We start from the raw sequence: 18,290 nt of genomic DNA on the forward strand, positions 1-18,290 counted from the left end.
GAGGGAGAGAAACAGACATGAAATTGGAAACGAAATTGATTCAGGCGGGAGTAGGCAGAGACGAAAAAACAGGGGCGGTGAGCTTTCCTGTTTACTATGCAACGGCTTATCGCCATCCTGCCTTGGGCCAGAGCACTGGATATGATTATACGCGCACCGCTAATCCTACTCGCACCATTCTGGAGGAGACCATCGCTGAAGCGGAATCAGGAGATGCAGGATTCGCTTGCGCCTCAGGAATGGCTGCTGTTCATACCGTTATGGGCTTGTTTTCCCAAGGGGATCATCTGATCGTTTCACTCGATCTGTACGGAGGAACCTATCGATTGTTCGAGCAAGTGCTCTCTCGCTATGGTTTGACGTTTTCGTATGTAGATTTGCGTGACATTGGTGCACTCAAAAATGCGATTCGCCCAGATACAAAGGCGATCTTCGTCGAGACACCAACCAATCCGCTCATGCAGATTACGGATATTCGAGCAGTAACGCAATTGGCGAAACAGCACGGTCTCCTTACGATTGTAGACAACACATTCTTAACCCCGTATTGTCAACGCCCACTAGAGCTTGGTGCAGATATCGTCTTACATAGTGCAACCAAGTATTTGGCAGGACATAACGATGTGCTGGCTGGTCTCATCGTAACAAAAGGGGAAGAGTTGTCGGAAAAAATCCGGTTTTTGCACAATTCAATCGGTGCTGTGCTCGGACCACAAGATTGCTGGCTTCTCGTTCGCGGGATGAAAACATTGGCACTGCGGATGGAGCGTCACCAATCCAATGCCTTGATTGTAGCGGAAAAGCTGCGTGAGCATCCGGCAGTGGCGGAGGTATTTTATCCAGGTCTGCCAGAGCATCCGGGGCATGAAATACAGGTGAATCAAGCGACTGGGCATAGTGGGATGGTATCGTTCCGGGTACGCGATGTAGAGCAGGTGGGATTGTTCCTGCAAAATCTGCAAATCGTATCCTTTGCGGAAAGTCTGGGTGGTGTCGAGTCATTGTGTACGTATCCGGCGACGCAGACTCACGCCGATATCCCGCAAGAAGTCAGAGAGCATGTCGGTGTTTGTGATCGATTGTTGCGACTGTCGGTTGGCATCGAGCATCCAGATGATGTCGTAGCCGATTTGTTTCAGGCATTGAATGCTAGTTTGGTCGTAGGGGGGAGTGTACGATGAATTTTGCAACCAAGATCCTCCACGGTTCGACTTGCATTGACCCGTTCACAGGTGCGTCGTCGGTTCCGATTTATCAAGCTTCGACGTTTCATCAGGCAGATATCGATCAGCCAGGAACATTCGATTATGCCAGATCAGGCAATCCAACGAGGCAGGCTTTGGAGGAAGCCATTGCGTCTCTGGAGGGGGGCGCACGCGGTTTCGCATTCTCATCTGGCATGGCTGCCATTTCCAGCGTGTTCATGCTGTTTTCAGCCGGAGACCATGTTGTAGTGGCGGAAGATGTATACGGTGGCACGTTTCGGTTTTTGACCAAGGTATTGTCGAGAATGGGCATCTCCGTTACATTCGTGGATGCAACAAATACAGAAGCTGTTCGTGCGGCCATTACACCGGTGACGAAAGGGATTTACCTGGAGACCCCCTCCAATCCCACCTTAAAGGTGACAGATATTGCAGCGGTTTCTCGTATCGCGAAGGAGTACGGCTTGCTGGTCATTGTCGATAATACATTCCTTACCCCGTATTACCAGCGGCCATTGGAACTTGGTGCAGATGTGGTCATTCATAGTGCAACGAAGTTTATCGGAGGGCATAGCGACGTCGTGGCAGGTCTGGCCGTGACCAGAGAGGCTGCGTTAGGGGAGCAGCTCTATTTTATCCAGAATGGCATGGGAGCGATATTGGGTGTGCAGGACTGCTGGCTGGTGATGCGTGGTCTCAAAACATTGAAAGCCCGACTGGATGTCAGCACGAAAACAGCCGCGAGCTTGGCTGACTGGTTGTCATCGCATCCACAAGTAAGCCGCGTTTACTATACAGGACTGGAGGATCATCCTGGTCATCTGATTCAAACACAACAAGCGACTGGTCATGGGGCAGTTCTTTCTTTTGACGTAGGGAACCGTGATCGAGCAAAAGCGTTGTTTGATCGTGTGAAATTGCCGATTGTGGCTGTCAGCCTCGGGGCAGTGGAAACGATTCTCTCCTATCCGGCTACGATGTCACATGCAGCGATGCCTGCTGAGGAAAGGGCTGCAAGGGGAATTACAGATGGTTTGATCCGGTTGTCAGCTGGTTTAGAGGATTACGAGGACTTGGTGGCAGATTTGAAGCAAGCTTTGGATCATTTGCCATCTGAAGCACCCATCCATAAAGAAAAAGAGGTATTCTCCCGGGCTTAAATCCGGGGGATACCTCTTTTCTTTTAAGGCGTTCCTGTACGATTTGCATTGATTTTGTTTTGTCCTTGCGGCTCTTTGTGCATGCGTTTTTCTTTTACTTGAGAAGGGGTTTCTTCTCGAGGCTGCACACTGCGCGGCAGTTGGGGAATGATCCGACCTACGATATCCGCTAACTCTTCCGTAACACCGGCAACAGGATGGCCGCGACGAATATCATCTCTCATTTCTCGTAACCGCTGTACGATGGCAGGGTCTGCAGTTACGACAGCATTTGCTCCTTGAGGGTCTTCTTTCAGAGCTTCCGCAACCGTGTACTTAATGACGCCAACTTCAGGGCGATCCAGATTCGGATCCACAGTAATACCGACTACCGCATATTTGCCTAAGACCACTGCAGTGGCGCTGTGTACCCTTTTCACACGTGTTGCTAGTTGGGCGAGACGATCAGCAGTGGCTTGGGAAGATTGATTGTAAGCAGGCTCAGGAGCTGTTTGCTGAACGCGCTGAGTATGAGTGGCATGCTTCGGCTGTTGTGTAGCCTGATTCGCCGGGGGTTTATTGCCCGACATACATGCTGTAAGCAACAAGCTAAAACCGAGGCAGTAGATCATGATCCGTTTCACAGGCATTCTCCCTTTCCCAGTATTGCCTTCCTTCGTGAGGAGGGCAGGGTTACAAGTATTTTGTTCTGGGCTGCCCATTTTCATTCTGCCAATGGGTCGTCTATCTCTGTCGACCTGAACATAGACTGTAGTACATCACGTCGCCGCACTTGAGCATCCCTCCAAAAATTGCATAGGGTATATAAGAAGGGTAATAGGAGGCGAGATATTGAAGAAAATCTACGTACTGGATACCAACGTACTCCTGCAAGATCCAAGGGCGATGTTTTCTTTCGCTGACAACGAAATAGTCATACCAGCAGTCGTATTAGAAGAAATCGATTCCAAAAAGCGGTACATGGATGAAATTGGCCGCAATGCTCGGTACGTATCTCGGCTCTTTGACAGTTTTCGTGAGCTGGGGCAATTGCACACTGGCATTACCCTAGAAACAGGTGGGCTGTTTCGGGTGGAATTGAATCATTCCTCTTTCCACCGCCTTCAGAAACAATTCACGGAAATGAGTAATGACAACCGCATTTTGGCGGTCGCACTAAACTTACAGGAGGAGGAAAACGGAAAACCACAGCCAAGACCAGTCATTTTGGTAAGTAAGGATGCTCTCATGAGAGTCAAGGCTGATGCATTGAATATTTCCGCAGAGGATTTTCTTTCGGATCGAGTTGTGGGGGAGTTCTCCAGTATTTACCCTGGGTATCAGAAGATGATGGTAGCGTCCGACATCATCAAGACTTACTACGCAACAAGAAAGCTGCAGCTGGCCTCCTGTTTTCCACGCTATCGTTTTTACCCTCATCAATTTTTAGTGCTGAAGGACGAATGCAACCCATCTATTTCAGCGATTGGAAAAGTCGACCCGGACGGAAAAATGCTAGAAATGCTTGTATCAGATGATGATCCGATTTGGGGCATCCGAGCCCGTAACGTGCAGCAACGAATGGCAACCGAATTGCTGTTACGAGATGATATTCCTTTAGTAACTATGACCGGCAAGGCCGGTACAGGAAAAACCTTGCTGGCATTAGCAGCGGGCCTGCTGCAAATCGAGGACCAGCAAAAATACAAAAAACTGTTAGTGGCAAGACCTATCGTTCCGCTTGGAAAAGACATCGGTTATTTGCCCGGCGAAAAAGAAGAAAAGCTTCGACCGTGGATGCAACCGATTTATGATAATTTGGAATACTTATTCAACACAAAGCGCCCAGGTGATCTGGATAAAATTTTGGCAGGCATGGGAAGTTTACAGGTGGAAGCTTTGACGTATATTCGTGGGCGCTCCATCCCAGAACAATTTATAATCATTGATGAAGCCCAAAACTTGACAAAGCATGAAGTGAAGACGATCCTGACGAGGGTGGGGGACGGCTCGAAAATTGTGCTAATGGGTGATCCAGAGCAGATTGATCATCCATACCTGGATGAGAGCAACAACGGTTTAACCTACGTGGTAGAAGTATTTAAAGACCAAAAGCTGGCTGGACATATTCAGTTGGAAAAAGGAGAACGAAGTGTGCTTGCACAACTGGCCGCAGATTTATTGTAAAGAGGATGTATGAAAAGCAGCGAGGGGGTCATACTATTCTTGTCGAGCCCGATGGTTCATGTAAGTAAACGGCGAAATGCCTTGCAGGAGGCGAAGATCCGTGGATAATCATGATCAAGCAATCGACGAAAGTCGTATGGAGATAAACCGATTCCTTTAGCTACTTTTCTCTACGATGGAGGTTGAAGAGCCAAAGAGAATAACCGGTAGAACCCCATAAGCAATTCGGGCTCGACAAGGACCGCTCCTCATTGGAGCGGTTTTCATTTTTTGCAGATTCGGAGGTAAAAAGAAAAACGCGGATAAAAAATACCCGCGTCTTTGATCAATATTCCTTATTTAGCAGCTACGATCGCATTTCGCAATGACGAAATACATCCGATGTGCATTCCTTCATGGAAAAGAGTGAAGACCATCATTTCCCCATAAGTATGCATAGTGCCCTTGTCTCCTAGTTCAAACGGTTTTGGCAATGGATCATTCAATCGGGAATGCAATTCTTCTTTAATACGCACATGTTGCTCTTTTAGCTCTGCAGCTAAGGTTTCGAGGGAAGGTCCTTCTTTTTGCCAATCAGCAGGCTTGGTTCCTGGCGAGAACATCGCTGCGTAATACGGAGGACATTTCATTCCTTCTGGTCCGAGGAGCAAGTATTCTTGTGTCAGGAGAATATGACCAATATTCCAGCGAATGTTGTTTTTAAAGCCATCTGGAACCACGTCTGCTTCTTCCTCGGTTATTTCCGTCAATCTCGCCAAAAACATTCCGCGAATCAAGTCGTACTGATTCCATACAAAAGAAAAGTCCTGCATAGCAATCCCTGCCCTTCCTCATATTTACATGCAACAACATGTTACCGCATAAACAGAAAAGGGGAAATATACAAACTGCAAAAAAATTTGCAAGTTGTCCCTCCATCTCCATACATATGTACAAAGGAGGGGAGAATGATGGTTACGTTGGATTCATCCATTTCTTTTTTGATTTATATAACAGCGGTGTCCAGCGCTGCAGCAGGTGTCACAGAAGCATTTAAATCAGTCGTTCCCTTTTTGGCGACGGACTATGAGGCGAAAGAAAATTGCTGGGAGGATCAGTATCATGCTGCTCGATTGATGCACTACAAGCGCTTTTTCAATCTGCTTATTTCCGTATTGGCTGCTGGAGTCATTTTTGGCATGCTTGGTCTGGACCCGGCTCTCATTTTAACTGGCTCTGAATCCGCTTATGTAAAAAATTCGTGGCAGTTAGGAACCTGGATGTGGGGAATTGTTGCGGTGTTTGGCTCACCGTTTTTCGCATCACTCCTCAAAATACTAGAGAACTTCAAACAATCGGTGGACAGTAACCTGCCGCCTAATCGACCGCGCCGCAAAGTCAGCGGAACACGAGAATAAGCTCGTCTCCCAATGGTTGCCCGATGCTTGCGGAGTACGCTAAGATAACCAAAAGAGCGGTAGCAAAGGTGGGCACAGGTGAATGATGTGGAAATACTTGCGAATGAGTGCGATTTGGGTATTAACAGTCGTTTTCTTGGCGGCGTGTTCGACCCAGTCGGAACTAACTGCTACATTTGACCCCGAAAATCAAAAGGAATACGGAGTAAATGGCATTTATCTCGGGCAGAACATAAAAGAAGCGATGGAAATTTTGAAGCCGACAAAAGCTGATTTTATGGATATGGTGACAAGGCAAAGCTACACGGTAGAGCAGATGTCGCAGGGTGCGGGAGATGCTGTGATGGGGATGCTACTGGTTGATCAGACCCAGGTAATGCTCAAAGTACACAAAGGTGAATTGACATCGATCATGCTGGGAGGAGTTCCACGTGAGGACGCGCAAAAATTCAAAACATATCGAGGACTCGCTATGTTTGACAGTGCTGAACAGTTAGAGAAGCTGTATGGAAAAGGAAAAGGCGAACAAGAAGTGATATATGAAGGCAGCAAATACACCGCCAATTTTGGTCTTGTGGACAATCAAGTAGCGTGGTTCCGATTTGATCGTAAATCATTGTAAGAGGGAGAAGGGAGTTCGCTTATCAAGAACTCCCTTTTTTTTGCTTTTGCAGGATTCATTTAGTCGGATGGAGCCAAACGAGCTTCACTTGATAAGCCTTCGCGATTCCCTCTGCCAGTGGAATCAAGCTTTGATCGATCAGGTAGGCATCGGGTTGTTGTATATTTTCGGGTATCACGCCTAGAACATGCTCGCGGAGTTGCTCCACAGCAGCCCACTGATCTTCTGATTGGGGTGAAGCCTCGAGCGTTACGATGGCAACTTGATCTGCATATACATACAAATGTTCATTTTGGGAGACAAAACCGATATCATCGAGTTGATCGATTGTGGTTGTTGATGGGAGCAGCAATAGGGAAAAGGCATCGCCTAACATGTTGAACTTTTCCAAAATGTTTTCCAGCTTCTCCAGCTCGGCTTGATTTTCTACAATAAAAAGCAGTTTGTCCCGATCAAAGACATTGACATGATCTCCGATTTTATGTATGACTTGAGCATAGAAGCCAGGAAGCTTCCCCGCTGGTACATTCAGTTCAATTCCGTACATATGGCGCATGTTATACCCCCATGTTTGCAAGCGTGTTTTTTCTATCGTATCAAAAAATCAAGGAGGTTTCCTATGACGAATCAAAATCTTGCCATTGAATCCTATGCGTTGGGAGCATTTCAAACCAATGCGTATGTGGTGACAAACACCGATACTAACCAAACCATTGTGATTGACCCTGGCATGGAGCCAGATCAGTTGCTTCGCGCTCTTGCGAATAAAAACGTCGTTGCCATTCTTTTGACGCATGCACACTTGGATCATATTGGTGGTCTCAACCAAGTAAGAGAATTGACAAAAGCACCGGTTTACATTCATCCATTAGAGCAGGAATGGCTCACAAACCCTGATCTGAACGGATCTCGACGCTGGAATTTGCCTGAACTCATCGTATGTGAGCGGGCGGAGCATGAACTGGAGGATGGTCAGACTCTGGAACTGGCAGGATTTCACATTCAGGTGCTGCATACGCCAGGTCATTCACCAGGTAGCTGTTCATTTGTAATTGGCCAGCACTGCTTCGGTGGTGACGTTCTGTTTAACCAGAGCATCGGGCGTACGGATCTCTTCGGAGGAGATTACGAAACACTGATGATCAGTATCCAAGACAAGCTGTTTGAGCTCGATGATGAAACCATTGTTTACCCAGGACATGGGCCGAAGACGACGATTGACTACGAGAAAACGTACAATCCGTTTGTCACAGGCATGCTTCGTTAAGTCACTTCATCATTCTTTATAAAGGTTGGGAGAGGATTTTGTCAGATGGTGGAGAAAAGGAAGGGGGTCACCATTTACTAAAGGAGCTATTCATTATGAATCGAACATGGAAATGGGCACTCATTCTCGTTATCGCCTGCACGAGTCTGGTTGGGTGTGCAGCACCCATCGCCCAAGCAGATAAGACGAACCAAGCTCCCAACGTGAAAGCGCCTGATCCCGCGACACCACCGCAGACAGCGCCCAATCATCAGGAGACACAACCTCCGACTTTGCCATCAAGATTTCCGGAACAGCGTATCTCCCTTCTTGCCGTTGGGGATATCATGATGCATCAGGAGCAGTTGGATGCCGTCTGGGACCCAGCGACGAAAAGCTATGATTTTCAACGATTCTTCCCGAATGTCATCCCGATGTTCCGTGAGGCAGACTGGGTCATCGGTAATCTTGAGACAACGATGAGTGGTAGCAAGGCCAAATACTCAGGCTATCCGATGTTTAATTCTCCTGAGTCGCTTGCACATTTGTTGAAGGAAATTGGCTTTACTGCGGTATCGACAGCGAATAACCATTCGATGGACCGCAAAGAACAAGGGGTTCTGCAAACCATCAAATATCTCGATGAAGCCGGTCTTCCACACACGGGAACGTTTGCAAGTCCCGAGGATCGAGATGAGCCCTTGTTGTTGACCAAGGACGGATTCACACTAGCCTTGCTGTCGTATACGTACGGAACGAATGGAATCGCGATTCCAGAAGGCAAGCCGTATCTGGTCAATCTGATTTCGCCTGCGCTGATGAAAAAAGACATTGCACGGGCAAGAGAAAAAGGAGCCGATCTGGTTGCAGTGGCGCTTCATTTCGGAAATGAGTATCAACGCATGCCTAGTCCTGAACAAATCAAGACCGCCGAGCAAGCTCTAACATTTGGAGCGGATTTGATTTTGGGGGCGCATCCACATGTGGTACAACCTTACGAATGGAAGACGGTTACCCTCGAAGATGGACGTCAACACAAAGGACTGATCGCCTATTCGTTGGGTAATTTCATCTCTGCGCAGCGTTGGGACTACAAGGATGTTGGAGCAATCCTGAAGCTTGTGCTGTACAAGAATGAGTCAGGAGAGGCCAGCATCGAAAGTGCTGAAATGATTCCGACCTACGTTCATTTTTATCGGAAAAATAACAAGCGCAACTATGTCATTTACCCAGTTTCAGAAACATTGGAGAAGCTGAAGCAGGGGCAGAAATACCCTACGCTGACGAAAGAAGCGATCCAGTACATGACACAATTGCAGAAGGAAATGCCGGCTCATGTCAATAAGGTTGTTTCCAAGAAAAAAGCCAGCTAACAAATAGCTGGCTTTACTTCTTTCCGAATCCAAATGGAAGATTGAATTGTAGCTGGAGTTTTAATTCTTCGTCCATCAGCGTGATGCCTTGCACTTGGATATTGGGGGAGATCAGCTCTGGATAAAATCCGAGATCGTACGCTTCCTCCATTTCCTCCACGGTCGATTGAGGCAAGGCGAAGCCGTCAAAGTACAGCTCGGTAATGTGGAATTTGAGTTGGGTAGGAGAGACGAGCTCATAGTTACCAACGAGCTTTAGCTCCATCTGATCATATGTGCCTTCCACGGTCAGCTTGTTATCCTCAAAAGAGAAATGGGATTGTTTAAACAAGGCGTCTTTCTCTATCAGAAAATTGTTGAAGTCAGTCTGGTTGATGGTTAACGTATGCTTGAGGAGACCTTCCGACTGAATTCGATCCGGCGTCGCCAACTCGGGAACTTGAACCATAACCTGCGCGAGCATTCCGAAGAAGGTCTGGAAAGCGGGCAAACCACGTTTTTCCCAGTCTAAAATCAAGTGATTCATCATGGATTCCACAACCGTCGGGTTATCCAGTTTTTGTACGTTTTTTTCTTTTTCAGCAGCAACAGCGAGCATTTCTGCTAATTGAAGCTCGTATTTTTTTCGCAGTGTTTGAAGTTGGTCCAATCGCTTCTTTTTATCAGTTTGCATCGCGGTGAGCTTGGTGCGCTCAGTATGATAGGACTCTAGTCGAGACATGTCACGCTCGTACAAGATCTCGTAGAAGTCGTACATCAATAAGAACTGATTGAAATTTTCCGCATTTAATAGTAACGTCAGAAGATTAGTACGCTCGCCCATGTAATAGGCCCGCGCTACCTCACCGGCCCGGCGTTGCGTCGCTTCCATCACCAGCTTTTGTCGTTGCAAATCAAGATCCATTTGAGCGATTTCCCCGTATGTCCGCGTCTCTTCTTCCTTGAGTAAGGTGAGGGTTCGCTCCAGCTCTTTTTGTGTAAAATGCTGCTGCAGGATGAGCTGCTCCAGAGGAGTAGGGGGTTCTTCCTGGGCGAACACCGTCAGTGGACATACAAGTAGGAATAAGACGAGAAGAAATTTGCGCATGATTTCACCTTTTGCTTTTGCCTTTCCATATTGTATGCTTCTTTTCGTATTATAGCCTTATCTAGTTGAATTTGGATAGCAGGAGAAGAGCTTATGACGATGATCGAACTGATTCGCGAGGAAATAGCAAGCCAACCAGGGAAAGCGATTACGTTCGCGCGCTTTATGGAGTTGGCCCTCTATCATGACACGTATGGATATTATATGGTCGAACAACCCAAAGTAGGCAAAGCGGGAGATTTTTATACGAGTGCATCGGTGCATCCGGTCTTTGCGGAAACAATCGCAGATGCTGTCTTGGCATTATGGGAGAAGGCGGATATCACTTCGCCTGTGCTCGTTGAGATCGGTGGTGGAACCGGGGCTGTTTGCCGTCACATGCTGGAGCGCATCCGTGAGAACAAGCCAGAGGTATACAAAGAGCTGACGGTCATTTTGATAGAGGCGAGTCCCTATCACCGGAAAATGCAGCAGGAGGCGCTTCAGTGGCACGAGGGTCCAAAGCGCTGGTATTCTTCCGTGAATGAAGCTGCCAAGCATGAAAAAATAGAAGGGGTTATTTTCTCGAATGAATGGCTGGACGCATTTCCAGTACATATTGTGGAGAAAACCAGAGCCGGCTGGCAGGAAGTATGGGTCCGTGTTGGCGAGGACGGGTTGGAAGAGTATTTGGGGGAGATGACTCCAGCGCTAGGAGAATACTTGCGCGAGCTGGACTTGAAGCTGCCAATCGGCATGCGGATCGAGATAAATATGGCGATGGAGCAAGCTGGACAAGAAGTTTCCAGCCTATTGAAAAAAGGGTTCGTCATCACGATTGATTACGGTGATCTGCAAGAAGAGCTTTACCACCCCAGTCGAAAAAATGGAACACTGATGTGCTACCATCGTCATCAGGCGCATACGAATCCGTATATCAACATAGGTGAACAAGACTTGACGACACATGTGAATTTTTCTGCGTGGAAGAAGTATGGAGAAAACGTTGGTTTACGGGAAATAGACTATATGAGACAGGATCGGTTTTTGATGCGGAATGGCTTGCTTCATAAAGCAGTCGCGCATATGGATACAGACCCTTTCACGAGCGTTGCGATGAAACGGAATCGAGCGATCCAGCAGTTGATTGATCCTGCTGGATTGGGTGGGCGTTTTTGGGTCATGGTCCAAGGGAAAGACATCGGGGAGTAAAAAAAGAAGAATAGAACAAAAAAAGATGCTCATGGCGAGCATCTTTTTTCTTACATGATCAATTGTAGCAATGCGTGTTCTTGTGGTCCTACAGGCATCACGAAGAACGTGTAATACGTGAATCCAACAAAAGATAGGAACATGAAGCCGAAGAAAATGTTTAGGTATACTCGTTCAGTCAGATTCATGTAGCTCAACGCTACGAAGAAAGCAGTCAAACTGAAGAAGATGAGCGCCATCGGGTACAATTCTGCCCAAAACGCCATCAACGCGATCACGATGGTCCAGAAACCAAGAACGCGATACATACGATCCATTTTTGTCCCCCCTTTTTGCCTCGACCGGTAAGATTTACAAGATTCCTCCCTCATTATATAGGACAGGTGAACACGTGTAAACGATAAAGGTATGACGGATTGTTGTCACCCGGGGAGGAGAGACTGGACTTGCGGTGCTAATACTGAATCACCGTATAGTTGCAGGATTGGCATCCGCGAATTTTGGAATCATCCTCACGTAATTCAATGTTCCCCAAGTACGTTTCGAATATTCCCATCAACAGAGCGTTGTGCATTTGGCATACGGCATTCGGATATTTTTTTGCGCTGTCAGAGAAGGTGCAATTATTTACGCGAAACCGCAGCTTTCCTTCATCCATTGCTTCGATGTCTGGTTTCAATCCCTGAGCCACGACAATCCGATGGATCAGATCCAATTTTTCTTCCATAGAGGCTATTTCTAAATTCATTCCGCTTCGGACAACCGCCCGTTTTGCCATCTCTGTTCCAATGCGATGTCCCATTTTAATTAGAGCGGCTTCGCCAGCTTCGCCGAGCGAGAGCAGACTTTCAATCGCAATATCTGCCAACAGCTGATAGTCACGAGGTGGGAATTGCAGACTCACAACCTGTTCAGACAGTGAGTACAACCGACTGGGACGTCCTCCCTTACCACTTTTGTCTGTAACAGCTGTGAGTAAATTCACGTCCTCTAACTTCGTCAAATGCAAGCGTGCCACATTAGGATGGATAGAGAAGTGATCAGCTATATCCTGAACCGTGATGGAATCTTTACTGTAGGCGACAAATTGGTAAATGGAAAAACGGGTGGGGTCAGCTAAAGCACTGGTTAACTTTTGCGCATCGTGGTCCATGCCGATACCCCTTTCTCAAAACAATCTTCATAAGTGTATCCCATTTTGTGTTACTTGTTAAGGTAGCAGTGTGCTACAACAGCATATCGCATAAATTTTCGTCTAGTTTTTAGATTAACTACTATTGACATAGTGTTAATCAAGCATTAAAATCCAAAGTAAGGAAGGAAATTTTATTGGCTAACTTTTTGTAAGAGCTTGAACATAACATCAAGAACTGCAAATGGCAAGCTTTTTATAGATGAAATCATTTGTGATAGATGAGATGGAGGGGTAACCAATGGCCGTTGCTGAACGTACACAAACACAAAAATTAACGTTTTTCACTTATCCTAGCTGCACATCCTGTCGCAAAGCGAAGGCATGGCTGGCAGAAAACGGAGTGAATTACGAAGAGCGTCACTTGTTCAAAAATCCACCGACAGCAGAAGAACTGCTTGATATTATTAAAATGACTTCAAATGGCTTGGATGAAATCTTGTCGACGAGAAGTCAGCGTTTTAAAAACCTGGATGTCGATGTTAATGATATGTCGGTGAAGGAACTGCTCGAAATGCTTAGTGAAGAGCCTCAGCTTTTGAAGCGTCCCATCCTGACTGACGGTGAAAACCTGATCGTCGGATTCAATTCTTCCGCCATGAAAAATCTGCTGTCCTAATGAAGAGGGGGGAAAGACCTCCTCTTTTTTGTTTGTCCATCGAAGGGTAAAATAAAGCCACAAGCTGATAAAAAGGTGGGTGTTTTGATGGAGACCTTGCTTTTGCAAAAACAGGACGGTATCGCCACGATCACATTAAATCGACCGCATGTACATAATGCCATTAGCGTGGAGCTGGTTGATGAACTGCATCAGGTCTTGCGAGACTGCCAAGCCGATCCTGAGGTAAAGGTTCTGATTGTGACGGGGACAGGCAGGAGCTTTGTTTCCGGAGGCGATTTGAATCAGTTTATTGCAGCGCGCGGCTTTGAACAGGCGCATCCATTGCTCAGTAAAGTGACAGGGCTTTTGTCCACCATTGATCAGAATTCCAAACCGGTGATTGCCATGATTAACGGTGCAGCGGTCGGTGGTGGCTGTGAGTTTGCGGGCGCGTGTCATTTTCGTTTTGCCAGTGACCGGGCGACCTTCGGGTTTGTACAAATCAGCATGCATATTACGACAGGCTGGGGTGGAGGAAGTCGGCTGTTGGACTTGCTGCCAGAGTCAAAAGCACTCGCTCTCCTGTTGACTGGCGACAGATTGCGTGCAGAGGAAGCCAAGTCCTACGGTTTTGTTGACGAGGTATACACAGAAGAGAAGCTGCATGAGGAAGTATATCGTTTCGCTCGAAAAATCGCTGCCCAGCCGCTAGCTGGCATTGAGGCGTACATGAAGATTTTGCAGTGGAAGCGTATGGGCATTCCGCAAGAAGAACGAATCCGGCGCGAAGTGAGTCAATGTGCGCATCTTTGGGGGAGCCCTGAACACGTCGCCGTAGTGGAAAGCTTCCTGACAAAGCGCCCAACGTCCTGATCGATGTAGTCCTTTTCGTTTAAACATTTATTTGCTTGGACATACTTTTTCTAGTAGAAAGCGATTCTACAAGAGTAGGGAAAAGCATAGGATGAATTACATCATCCTTTTTAAAGGTAACGGGAGGGACTCATATGGTAGCTTCCAGACAAGACGCATGGACCGAAGATGACGATCTAGTGTTGGCGGAAGTCACCTTGCGCCACATACGCGAAGGCGGCACACAGCTTGCTGCATTTGAAGAAGTGGGTCAAAGGTTAGGAAGGACAGCAGCTGCGTGCGGCTTCCGCTGGAACAGTTGCGTGCGCAAACGGTACGATGCGGCTATTTCGATTGCGAAAAGCCAAAGACAGCAGCTGAAAAAGCTCGGGAGGATCCAAGCACCGCCTCCTGTGGTGGCTGAGATCGAGGTCGTTGCGTTGCACACAAAACGATCTGAAACACCAGTAGCAGAGGTACAAAAGTACGCAGATGTAGAGGAGCAGCAGATTGAATCAGTCATTCGAATGCTCGTCAATCAAAAAGAAATGACTCGTCGTTTGCGACAATTGGAACAAGAGTTGGAAGGAAAAGAGTTGGAGTTAAAAGAATTGAAAGATGCCCACGAACGCGCTAGAAAAGAGCTAGATCAGGTTCAGGGGGTCAATGATGACTACCGTGCGTTGGTACAGATCATGGAACGTGCACGCAAGCTTGCTTTTTTACAGGAAGAGGATTCCAACAAAGCGATCTTCAAAATGGACGAAAACGGAAATTTGGAGCGCGTAGAAAAATAAGCGTAGAAATCAGGAATGAAAAAAGAAGCGGTCATTGATCCGCTTCTTTTTGTTTACGCATTCATTTGTCATTCGTGTTGGGAAAGGGAGAGCTAGTCTTGCAGCTCTACGCTCTCTGGCAACCATACGTACGGGTTTTCACCACGATCACGCATGAGGTTGTATTTCACAGGCGTGAAGCCCATTTTCAACCAAAAATCGTCTGCGCGACAGCGGGAGTTGGTTTTAATAGGAGCTCCAAAGCTCTTCGCGTGGTTGACCAAAGCAGTTCCGTAATCTTTGTGACGGTAGTCAGGCAGGACTTCGAGCTTCCACAGCTCATAATAGTCTTGCGCAGGTTGGAAGTAACGATCGTATTTCCCGTCAATTTTGTAGAGGCTCATACGTGCTACCATAAGATCGTTGTCATAAATACCGTAAAATGGAGATTCCGAATCGTTTTCCACGATGTTCGCCTCCAGGTCTTCCTTCATAGAAAGCTCCTCCAGGCCAAATTCGCGAAACTTCTGGAATTCCTCCAGTGTCTTATAGTTGATTTGCAAACGTCTTACTTCAAACATGGTTAGCCACTCCTCTCACAGCTCTTTGCCTTGGCCACCTTTCGGCCCCGCCCCTTTATTATACACGATGATTGGCTTTTCCGAAGTGTTTTTCTTTTTTTATTGGAGGGATTGTCAGGAAATGATTTCGCTTTCTTGGGAAAATTTAAAATTTCATCCTAGAACTATGATCATTCTCGTGGCAAAATAGAAAGTAGCATCACATGATACAAACCAGGCAAACAATTTGGAAGCGCTTACGGTTGTAGTCGGTTTGTCAAAGAGGGGAGCGTTGCCATGCGCAAGGTATTAATCGCAAACCGTGGTGAGATTGCCAGACGAATTATCCGTACATGCAAGGCAAGAGGAGTGGCTACGGTTGCTGTCTATTCGGATGCAGACAAGGATCTGCCGTTTGTTCGTGAAGCAGATGAGTCGGTCCATATTGGTCCACCGCCTGTGCCACACAGCTACCTGAACGTAGAGGCCATTCTTGCAGCAGCAAAAAGCACGGGTGCCGATGCCATCCATCCGGGCTACGGTCTTTTGTCAGAAAACGAAGCTTTTGCCCGCCGCGTTCTGGAGGAAGGTCTTCTTTTCATTGGTCCAACCCCGGAGGTCATCGGTCAAATGGGTGACAAGCTGACTGCTCGTCATATTATGGAGGCTGCGGGAGTACCAGTCGTTCCAGGGTGTGAACAGGCTATCGATTCACCAGATGAAGCAGCTGTCATCGCGATGTCCATCGGATATCCCGTGATGCTAAAGGCCAGTGCTGGCGGCGGAGGAATCGGGATGCACATTTGTCGAGACGAGGTTGAGCTGCGTCAAGCTTACCAATCAGCGAAAGGTCGTGCAAAAGCGTATTTTGGTAACGATGCGATGTACATGGAGAAGTACGTGGAACGTCCCCATCACATCGAAGTGCAGGTCGTTGCCGATCAGCATGGAAATGTCATCCACTTATTAGAACGGGAATGCTCCATACAGCGTAGACATCAAAAGGTACTCGAAGAAAGCCCTTCACCCTTTTTGGACATAGCAACGAGAGAGCATCTGTGCGATGCAGCGGTTACAGCAGCGAAAGCAGTGGGCTATTCGGGTGTTGGAACCATTGAATTTATCGTAGATGAACAGAAAAACTTTTACTTTTTGGAAATGAATACACGCTTGCAAGTGGAGCATCCCGTGACGGAAGAAATGACGGGCATTGACCTCGTATCGCTCCAACTAGACATTGCCGATGGTCACCCGTTGTCGATCAAGCAAGAGGACGTCAAGGCACTGCGCCACGCGATTGAGTTGCGTGTCTATGCGGAAGACCCTGTCACCTTCCTGCCATCGCCAGGGACGATCACGTTGTACCAGCCACCTTCATTTGAACATGTACGAATTGATGATGGGGTTGAGACAGGTACACAGGTGACTCCTTTTTACGACCCGATGATCGCAAAGGTCATAGTAACAGGGGCGACAAGAGAAGAGGCTGTGCAACAGGCGCAAAAAGCTATGGATCATTTTCTGATTACTGGCATTAAAACAAACATTCCGTTTTTGCAAGAAGTATTACAGGACGAACAATTCCGAGCAGGTAACTATACGACATGGTTCGTTACTGAGCGTGGAGCGGCGTCAAGCAAGGAAAAACGCTAAGTTAAAAAGATGATCTGTAAGGGAGAGGACCATCCATGAAACAAGTAGCAGCCAATATGGCGGGAACTGTTATTAATGTCCTGGTGCAGCCAGGTGACGAGATCAATGAAGGACAAGACGTCCTTGTACTGGAATCGATGAAAATGGAAGTTCCTGTACAGGCTCAAGCCTCAGGCAAGGTTGTGGAAGTAAAAGCGAACATAGGCGATTTTGTCAATGATGGCGATATCATTGTCGTTTTGGAATAGGATTAGAATACTTTTAAACTGAGCGACCGCTAGGCGAGGAGGTGCCTTGTAGTGCGTGTGCAAATCGTGGAGGTCGGTCCTCGTGACGGGCTGCAAAATGAGAGCGCGATCGTTCCAGCGGCAGCAAAAATCACGCTGATTCATAAGCTGATGGAAGCAGGCTTGAAGCGGATCGAAGCAAGTTCGTTTGTGAATCCGAAATGGATACCGCAATTGGCGGATGCAGATGAGGTCTTGCAGGGAATCAGTCGCAGCCAAGAGGTAACGCTTAGCGCATTGGTTCCAAATATTCGCGGTCTGGAGCGGGCGCGCCAATGCGGACTGACAGAGATTGCTCTGTTCATGTCTGCCTCTGAAACACATAATCAAAAAAACATCAATAAACGGATAGAAGACACGTATCCGATCCTGAGAGAGGTTGCCCACGAAGCGCTGACTCTCGGGATGAGAGTTCGCGGATATATCTCAACGGTGTTCGGTTGTCCGTACGAAGGAAACGTTCCGCTGGACAATAGCCGCAGGGTGACAGAGGCTCTTTTGGAAATGGGAGTGTACGAGATTTCTCTCGGGGATACGATAGGGGTTGCAACACCAAAGCAGGTTCATGAGGTTTTTGGAGGACTTGTGAAAGATGTTACGAACGAGCGCTTAGCCGCCCATTTCCACGATACGAGAGGAACTGGATTGGCGAATGTAGCAGCAGCGCTAGAGGAAGGAATCCGGATCTTTGACAGCTCAATTGGGGGCCTCGGTGGATGCCCGTATGCCCCAGGAGCTGCAGGCAACATTTCGACTGAAGATTTGGTTTACATGCTACATGGAATGGACTATGAAACGGGCGTCGATCTCGAGAAGTTGATTGAGGCTGGTGCGTATATTGGGCAGCAGTTGGACAAAGAGCTCCCCTCAAAAGTGCTGCGGGCATCGCTCGCAAGCAAACCAGCTGGATGATCTGTATTTT

At 47.4% G+C, this 18,290-nt stretch carries 21 protein-coding genes; 14 read left to right on the top strand and 7 right to left on the bottom strand.

Annotation, left to right across the window (positions count from 1 at the left end):
- Positions 1-17 precede the first annotated feature (17 nt).
- The gene (locus ACQ5DJ_RS19065) at positions 18-1,181 is read left to right on the top strand and encodes an aminotransferase class I/II-fold pyridoxal phosphate-dependent enzyme (protein ID WP_429843847.1); all 1,164 of its coding nucleotides are present in this window, start codon (positions 18-20) and stop codon (positions 1,179-1,181) included.
- Complete coding sequence (locus ACQ5DJ_RS19070) at positions 1,178-2,365, top strand: trans-sulfuration enzyme family protein (RefSeq protein WP_429843848.1); 1,188 nt, start codon at positions 1,178-1,180, stop codon at positions 2,363-2,365. The genes ACQ5DJ_RS19065 and ACQ5DJ_RS19070 overlap by 4 nt, the downstream gene beginning before the upstream one ends.
- A 23-nt stretch (positions 2,366-2,388) precedes the next feature.
- Here ACQ5DJ_RS19070 and ACQ5DJ_RS19075 read toward each other — a convergent pair whose 3' ends face one another.
- A complete protein-coding gene (locus ACQ5DJ_RS19075) occupies positions 2,389-2,994 on the bottom strand; it encodes a YhcN/YlaJ family sporulation lipoprotein (RefSeq protein ID WP_429843849.1) in 606 nt (201 codons plus the stop codon).
- A 202-nt stretch (positions 2,995-3,196) separates the two neighbouring features.
- Here ACQ5DJ_RS19075 and ACQ5DJ_RS19080 point away from each other — a divergent pair, with 202 nt between their 5' ends.
- Positions 3,197-4,531: a PhoH family protein gene (locus tag ACQ5DJ_RS19080; protein ID WP_221869094.1), complete on the top strand. Its 1,335-nt coding sequence runs from the start codon at positions 3,197-3,199 to the stop codon at positions 4,529-4,531.
- A gap of 335 nt (positions 4,532-4,866) precedes the next feature.
- Here the strand turns inward: ACQ5DJ_RS19080 and ACQ5DJ_RS19085 are convergent, their stop codons facing one another.
- The gene (locus tag ACQ5DJ_RS19085; RefSeq protein WP_429843850.1) at positions 4,867-5,343 is read right to left on the bottom strand and encodes a DinB family protein; all 477 of its coding nucleotides are present in this window, start codon (positions 5,341-5,343) and stop codon (positions 4,867-4,869) included.
- A gap of 138 nt (positions 5,344-5,481) precedes the next feature.
- On the opposite strand from ACQ5DJ_RS19085, the gene ACQ5DJ_RS19090 reads away from it, so the two are divergent.
- Positions 5,482-5,928 carry a hypothetical protein gene (locus ACQ5DJ_RS19090; protein ID WP_392427854.1) on the top strand — a complete coding sequence of 149 codons (447 nt, stop codon included), beginning with the start codon at positions 5,482-5,484 and terminating at the stop codon, positions 5,926-5,928.
- 82 nt (positions 5,929-6,010) lie between these two features.
- Positions 6,011-6,550, top strand: coding sequence for a hypothetical protein (locus tag ACQ5DJ_RS19095; protein ID WP_429843851.1), 540 nt, complete (start codon positions 6,011-6,013; stop codon positions 6,548-6,550).
- A gap of 55 nt (positions 6,551-6,605) precedes the next feature.
- On the opposite strand, the gene ACQ5DJ_RS19100 is transcribed toward ACQ5DJ_RS19095, so the two are convergent.
- Positions 6,606-7,106 (bottom strand): hypothetical protein, encoded by a 501-nt coding sequence (locus tag ACQ5DJ_RS19100; RefSeq protein WP_429843852.1) that lies wholly within the window; start codon positions 7,104-7,106, stop codon positions 6,606-6,608.
- A gap of 63 nt (positions 7,107-7,169) precedes the next feature.
- Here ACQ5DJ_RS19100 and ACQ5DJ_RS19105 point away from each other — a divergent pair, with 63 nt between their 5' ends.
- Both ACQ5DJ_RS19105 and ACQ5DJ_RS19110 read left to right on the top strand, forming a co-directional pair.
- Positions 7,170-7,817, top strand: coding sequence for an MBL fold metallo-hydrolase (locus tag ACQ5DJ_RS19105; RefSeq protein ID WP_017249586.1), 648 nt, complete (start codon positions 7,170-7,172; stop codon positions 7,815-7,817).
- 95 nt (positions 7,818-7,912) lie between these two features.
- Positions 7,913-9,169, top strand: coding sequence for a CapA family protein (locus ACQ5DJ_RS19110; protein WP_429843853.1), 1,257 nt, complete (start codon positions 7,913-7,915; stop codon positions 9,167-9,169).
- A 13-nt stretch (positions 9,170-9,182) separates the two neighbouring features.
- On the opposite strand, the gene ACQ5DJ_RS19115 is transcribed toward ACQ5DJ_RS19110, so the two are convergent.
- Complete coding sequence (locus ACQ5DJ_RS19115) at positions 9,183-10,256, bottom strand: hypothetical protein (RefSeq protein WP_429843854.1); 1,074 nt, start codon at positions 10,254-10,256, stop codon at positions 9,183-9,185.
- A gap of 93 nt (positions 10,257-10,349) precedes the next feature.
- Here ACQ5DJ_RS19115 and ACQ5DJ_RS19120 point away from each other — a divergent pair, with 93 nt between their 5' ends.
- The gene (locus tag ACQ5DJ_RS19120; protein ID WP_429843855.1) at positions 10,350-11,447 is read left to right on the top strand and encodes a class I SAM-dependent methyltransferase; all 1,098 of its coding nucleotides are present in this window, start codon (positions 10,350-10,352) and stop codon (positions 11,445-11,447) included.
- A gap of 50 nt (positions 11,448-11,497) precedes the next feature.
- On the opposite strand, the gene ACQ5DJ_RS19125 is transcribed toward ACQ5DJ_RS19120, so the two are convergent.
- Both ACQ5DJ_RS19125 and ACQ5DJ_RS19130 read right to left on the bottom strand, forming a co-directional pair.
- The gene (locus ACQ5DJ_RS19125; RefSeq protein WP_007723294.1) at positions 11,498-11,764 is read right to left on the bottom strand and encodes a DUF2626 domain-containing protein; all 267 of its coding nucleotides are present in this window, start codon (positions 11,762-11,764) and stop codon (positions 11,498-11,500) included.
- Positions 11,765-11,901: 137 nt separating this feature from the next.
- Entirely contained in the window at positions 11,902-12,600 is a 699-nt protein-coding gene (locus ACQ5DJ_RS19130; RefSeq protein ID WP_429843856.1) for a helix-turn-helix transcriptional regulator, read from the bottom strand.
- A gap of 280 nt (positions 12,601-12,880) precedes the next feature.
- Here ACQ5DJ_RS19130 and ACQ5DJ_RS19135 point away from each other — a divergent pair, with 280 nt between their 5' ends.
- The 3 genes from ACQ5DJ_RS19135 to ACQ5DJ_RS19145 all read left to right on the top strand — a co-directional run bounded on the left by ACQ5DJ_RS19135 (position 12,881) and on the right by ACQ5DJ_RS19145 (position 14,889).
- Positions 12,881-13,258: a Spx/MgsR family RNA polymerase-binding regulatory protein gene (locus ACQ5DJ_RS19135; protein WP_007723299.1), complete on the top strand. Its 378-nt coding sequence runs from the start codon at positions 12,881-12,883 to the stop codon at positions 13,256-13,258.
- Between the two features lie 87 nt (positions 13,259-13,345).
- Positions 13,346-14,113 carry an enoyl-CoA hydratase/isomerase family protein gene (locus ACQ5DJ_RS19140; protein WP_429843857.1) on the top strand — a complete coding sequence of 256 codons (768 nt, stop codon included), beginning with the start codon at positions 13,346-13,348 and terminating at the stop codon, positions 14,111-14,113.
- Positions 14,114-14,247: 134 nt separating this feature from the next.
- Positions 14,248-14,889 (top strand): RsfA family transcriptional regulator, encoded by a 642-nt coding sequence (locus ACQ5DJ_RS19145; RefSeq protein WP_429843858.1) that lies wholly within the window; start codon positions 14,248-14,250, stop codon positions 14,887-14,889.
- A 92-nt stretch (positions 14,890-14,981) separates the two neighbouring features.
- Here the strand turns inward: ACQ5DJ_RS19145 and ACQ5DJ_RS19150 are convergent, their stop codons facing one another.
- Positions 14,982-15,449 carry an N-acetyltransferase gene (locus ACQ5DJ_RS19150; RefSeq protein ID WP_007723302.1) on the bottom strand — a complete coding sequence of 156 codons (468 nt, stop codon included), beginning with the start codon at positions 15,447-15,449 and terminating at the stop codon, positions 14,982-14,984.
- A gap of 276 nt (positions 15,450-15,725) precedes the next feature.
- Between ACQ5DJ_RS19150 and ACQ5DJ_RS19155 the strand changes: the two genes are divergently transcribed.
- The 3 genes from ACQ5DJ_RS19155 to ACQ5DJ_RS19165 are packed head-to-tail and all read left to right on the top strand — an operon-like array spanning position 15,726 to position 18,280.
- On the top strand, positions 15,726-17,081 hold the full coding sequence (locus ACQ5DJ_RS19155; protein WP_429843859.1) for an acetyl-CoA carboxylase biotin carboxylase subunit: 1,356 nt from the start codon (positions 15,726-15,728) through the stop codon (positions 17,079-17,081).
- A 35-nt stretch (positions 17,082-17,116) separates the two neighbouring features.
- Positions 17,117-17,329, top strand: coding sequence for a biotin/lipoyl-containing protein (locus ACQ5DJ_RS19160; RefSeq protein WP_015892116.1), 213 nt, complete (start codon positions 17,117-17,119; stop codon positions 17,327-17,329).
- 51 nt (positions 17,330-17,380) lie between these two features.
- On the top strand, positions 17,381-18,280 hold the full coding sequence (locus ACQ5DJ_RS19165; protein ID WP_429843860.1) for a hydroxymethylglutaryl-CoA lyase: 900 nt from the start codon (positions 17,381-17,383) through the stop codon (positions 18,278-18,280).
- Positions 18,281-18,290 lie beyond the last annotated feature (10 nt).

This window comes from Brevibacillus sp. FIR094 (assembly GCF_050477165.1).
Classification (GTDB): domain Bacteria; phylum Bacillota; class Bacilli; order Brevibacillales; family Brevibacillaceae; genus Brevibacillus.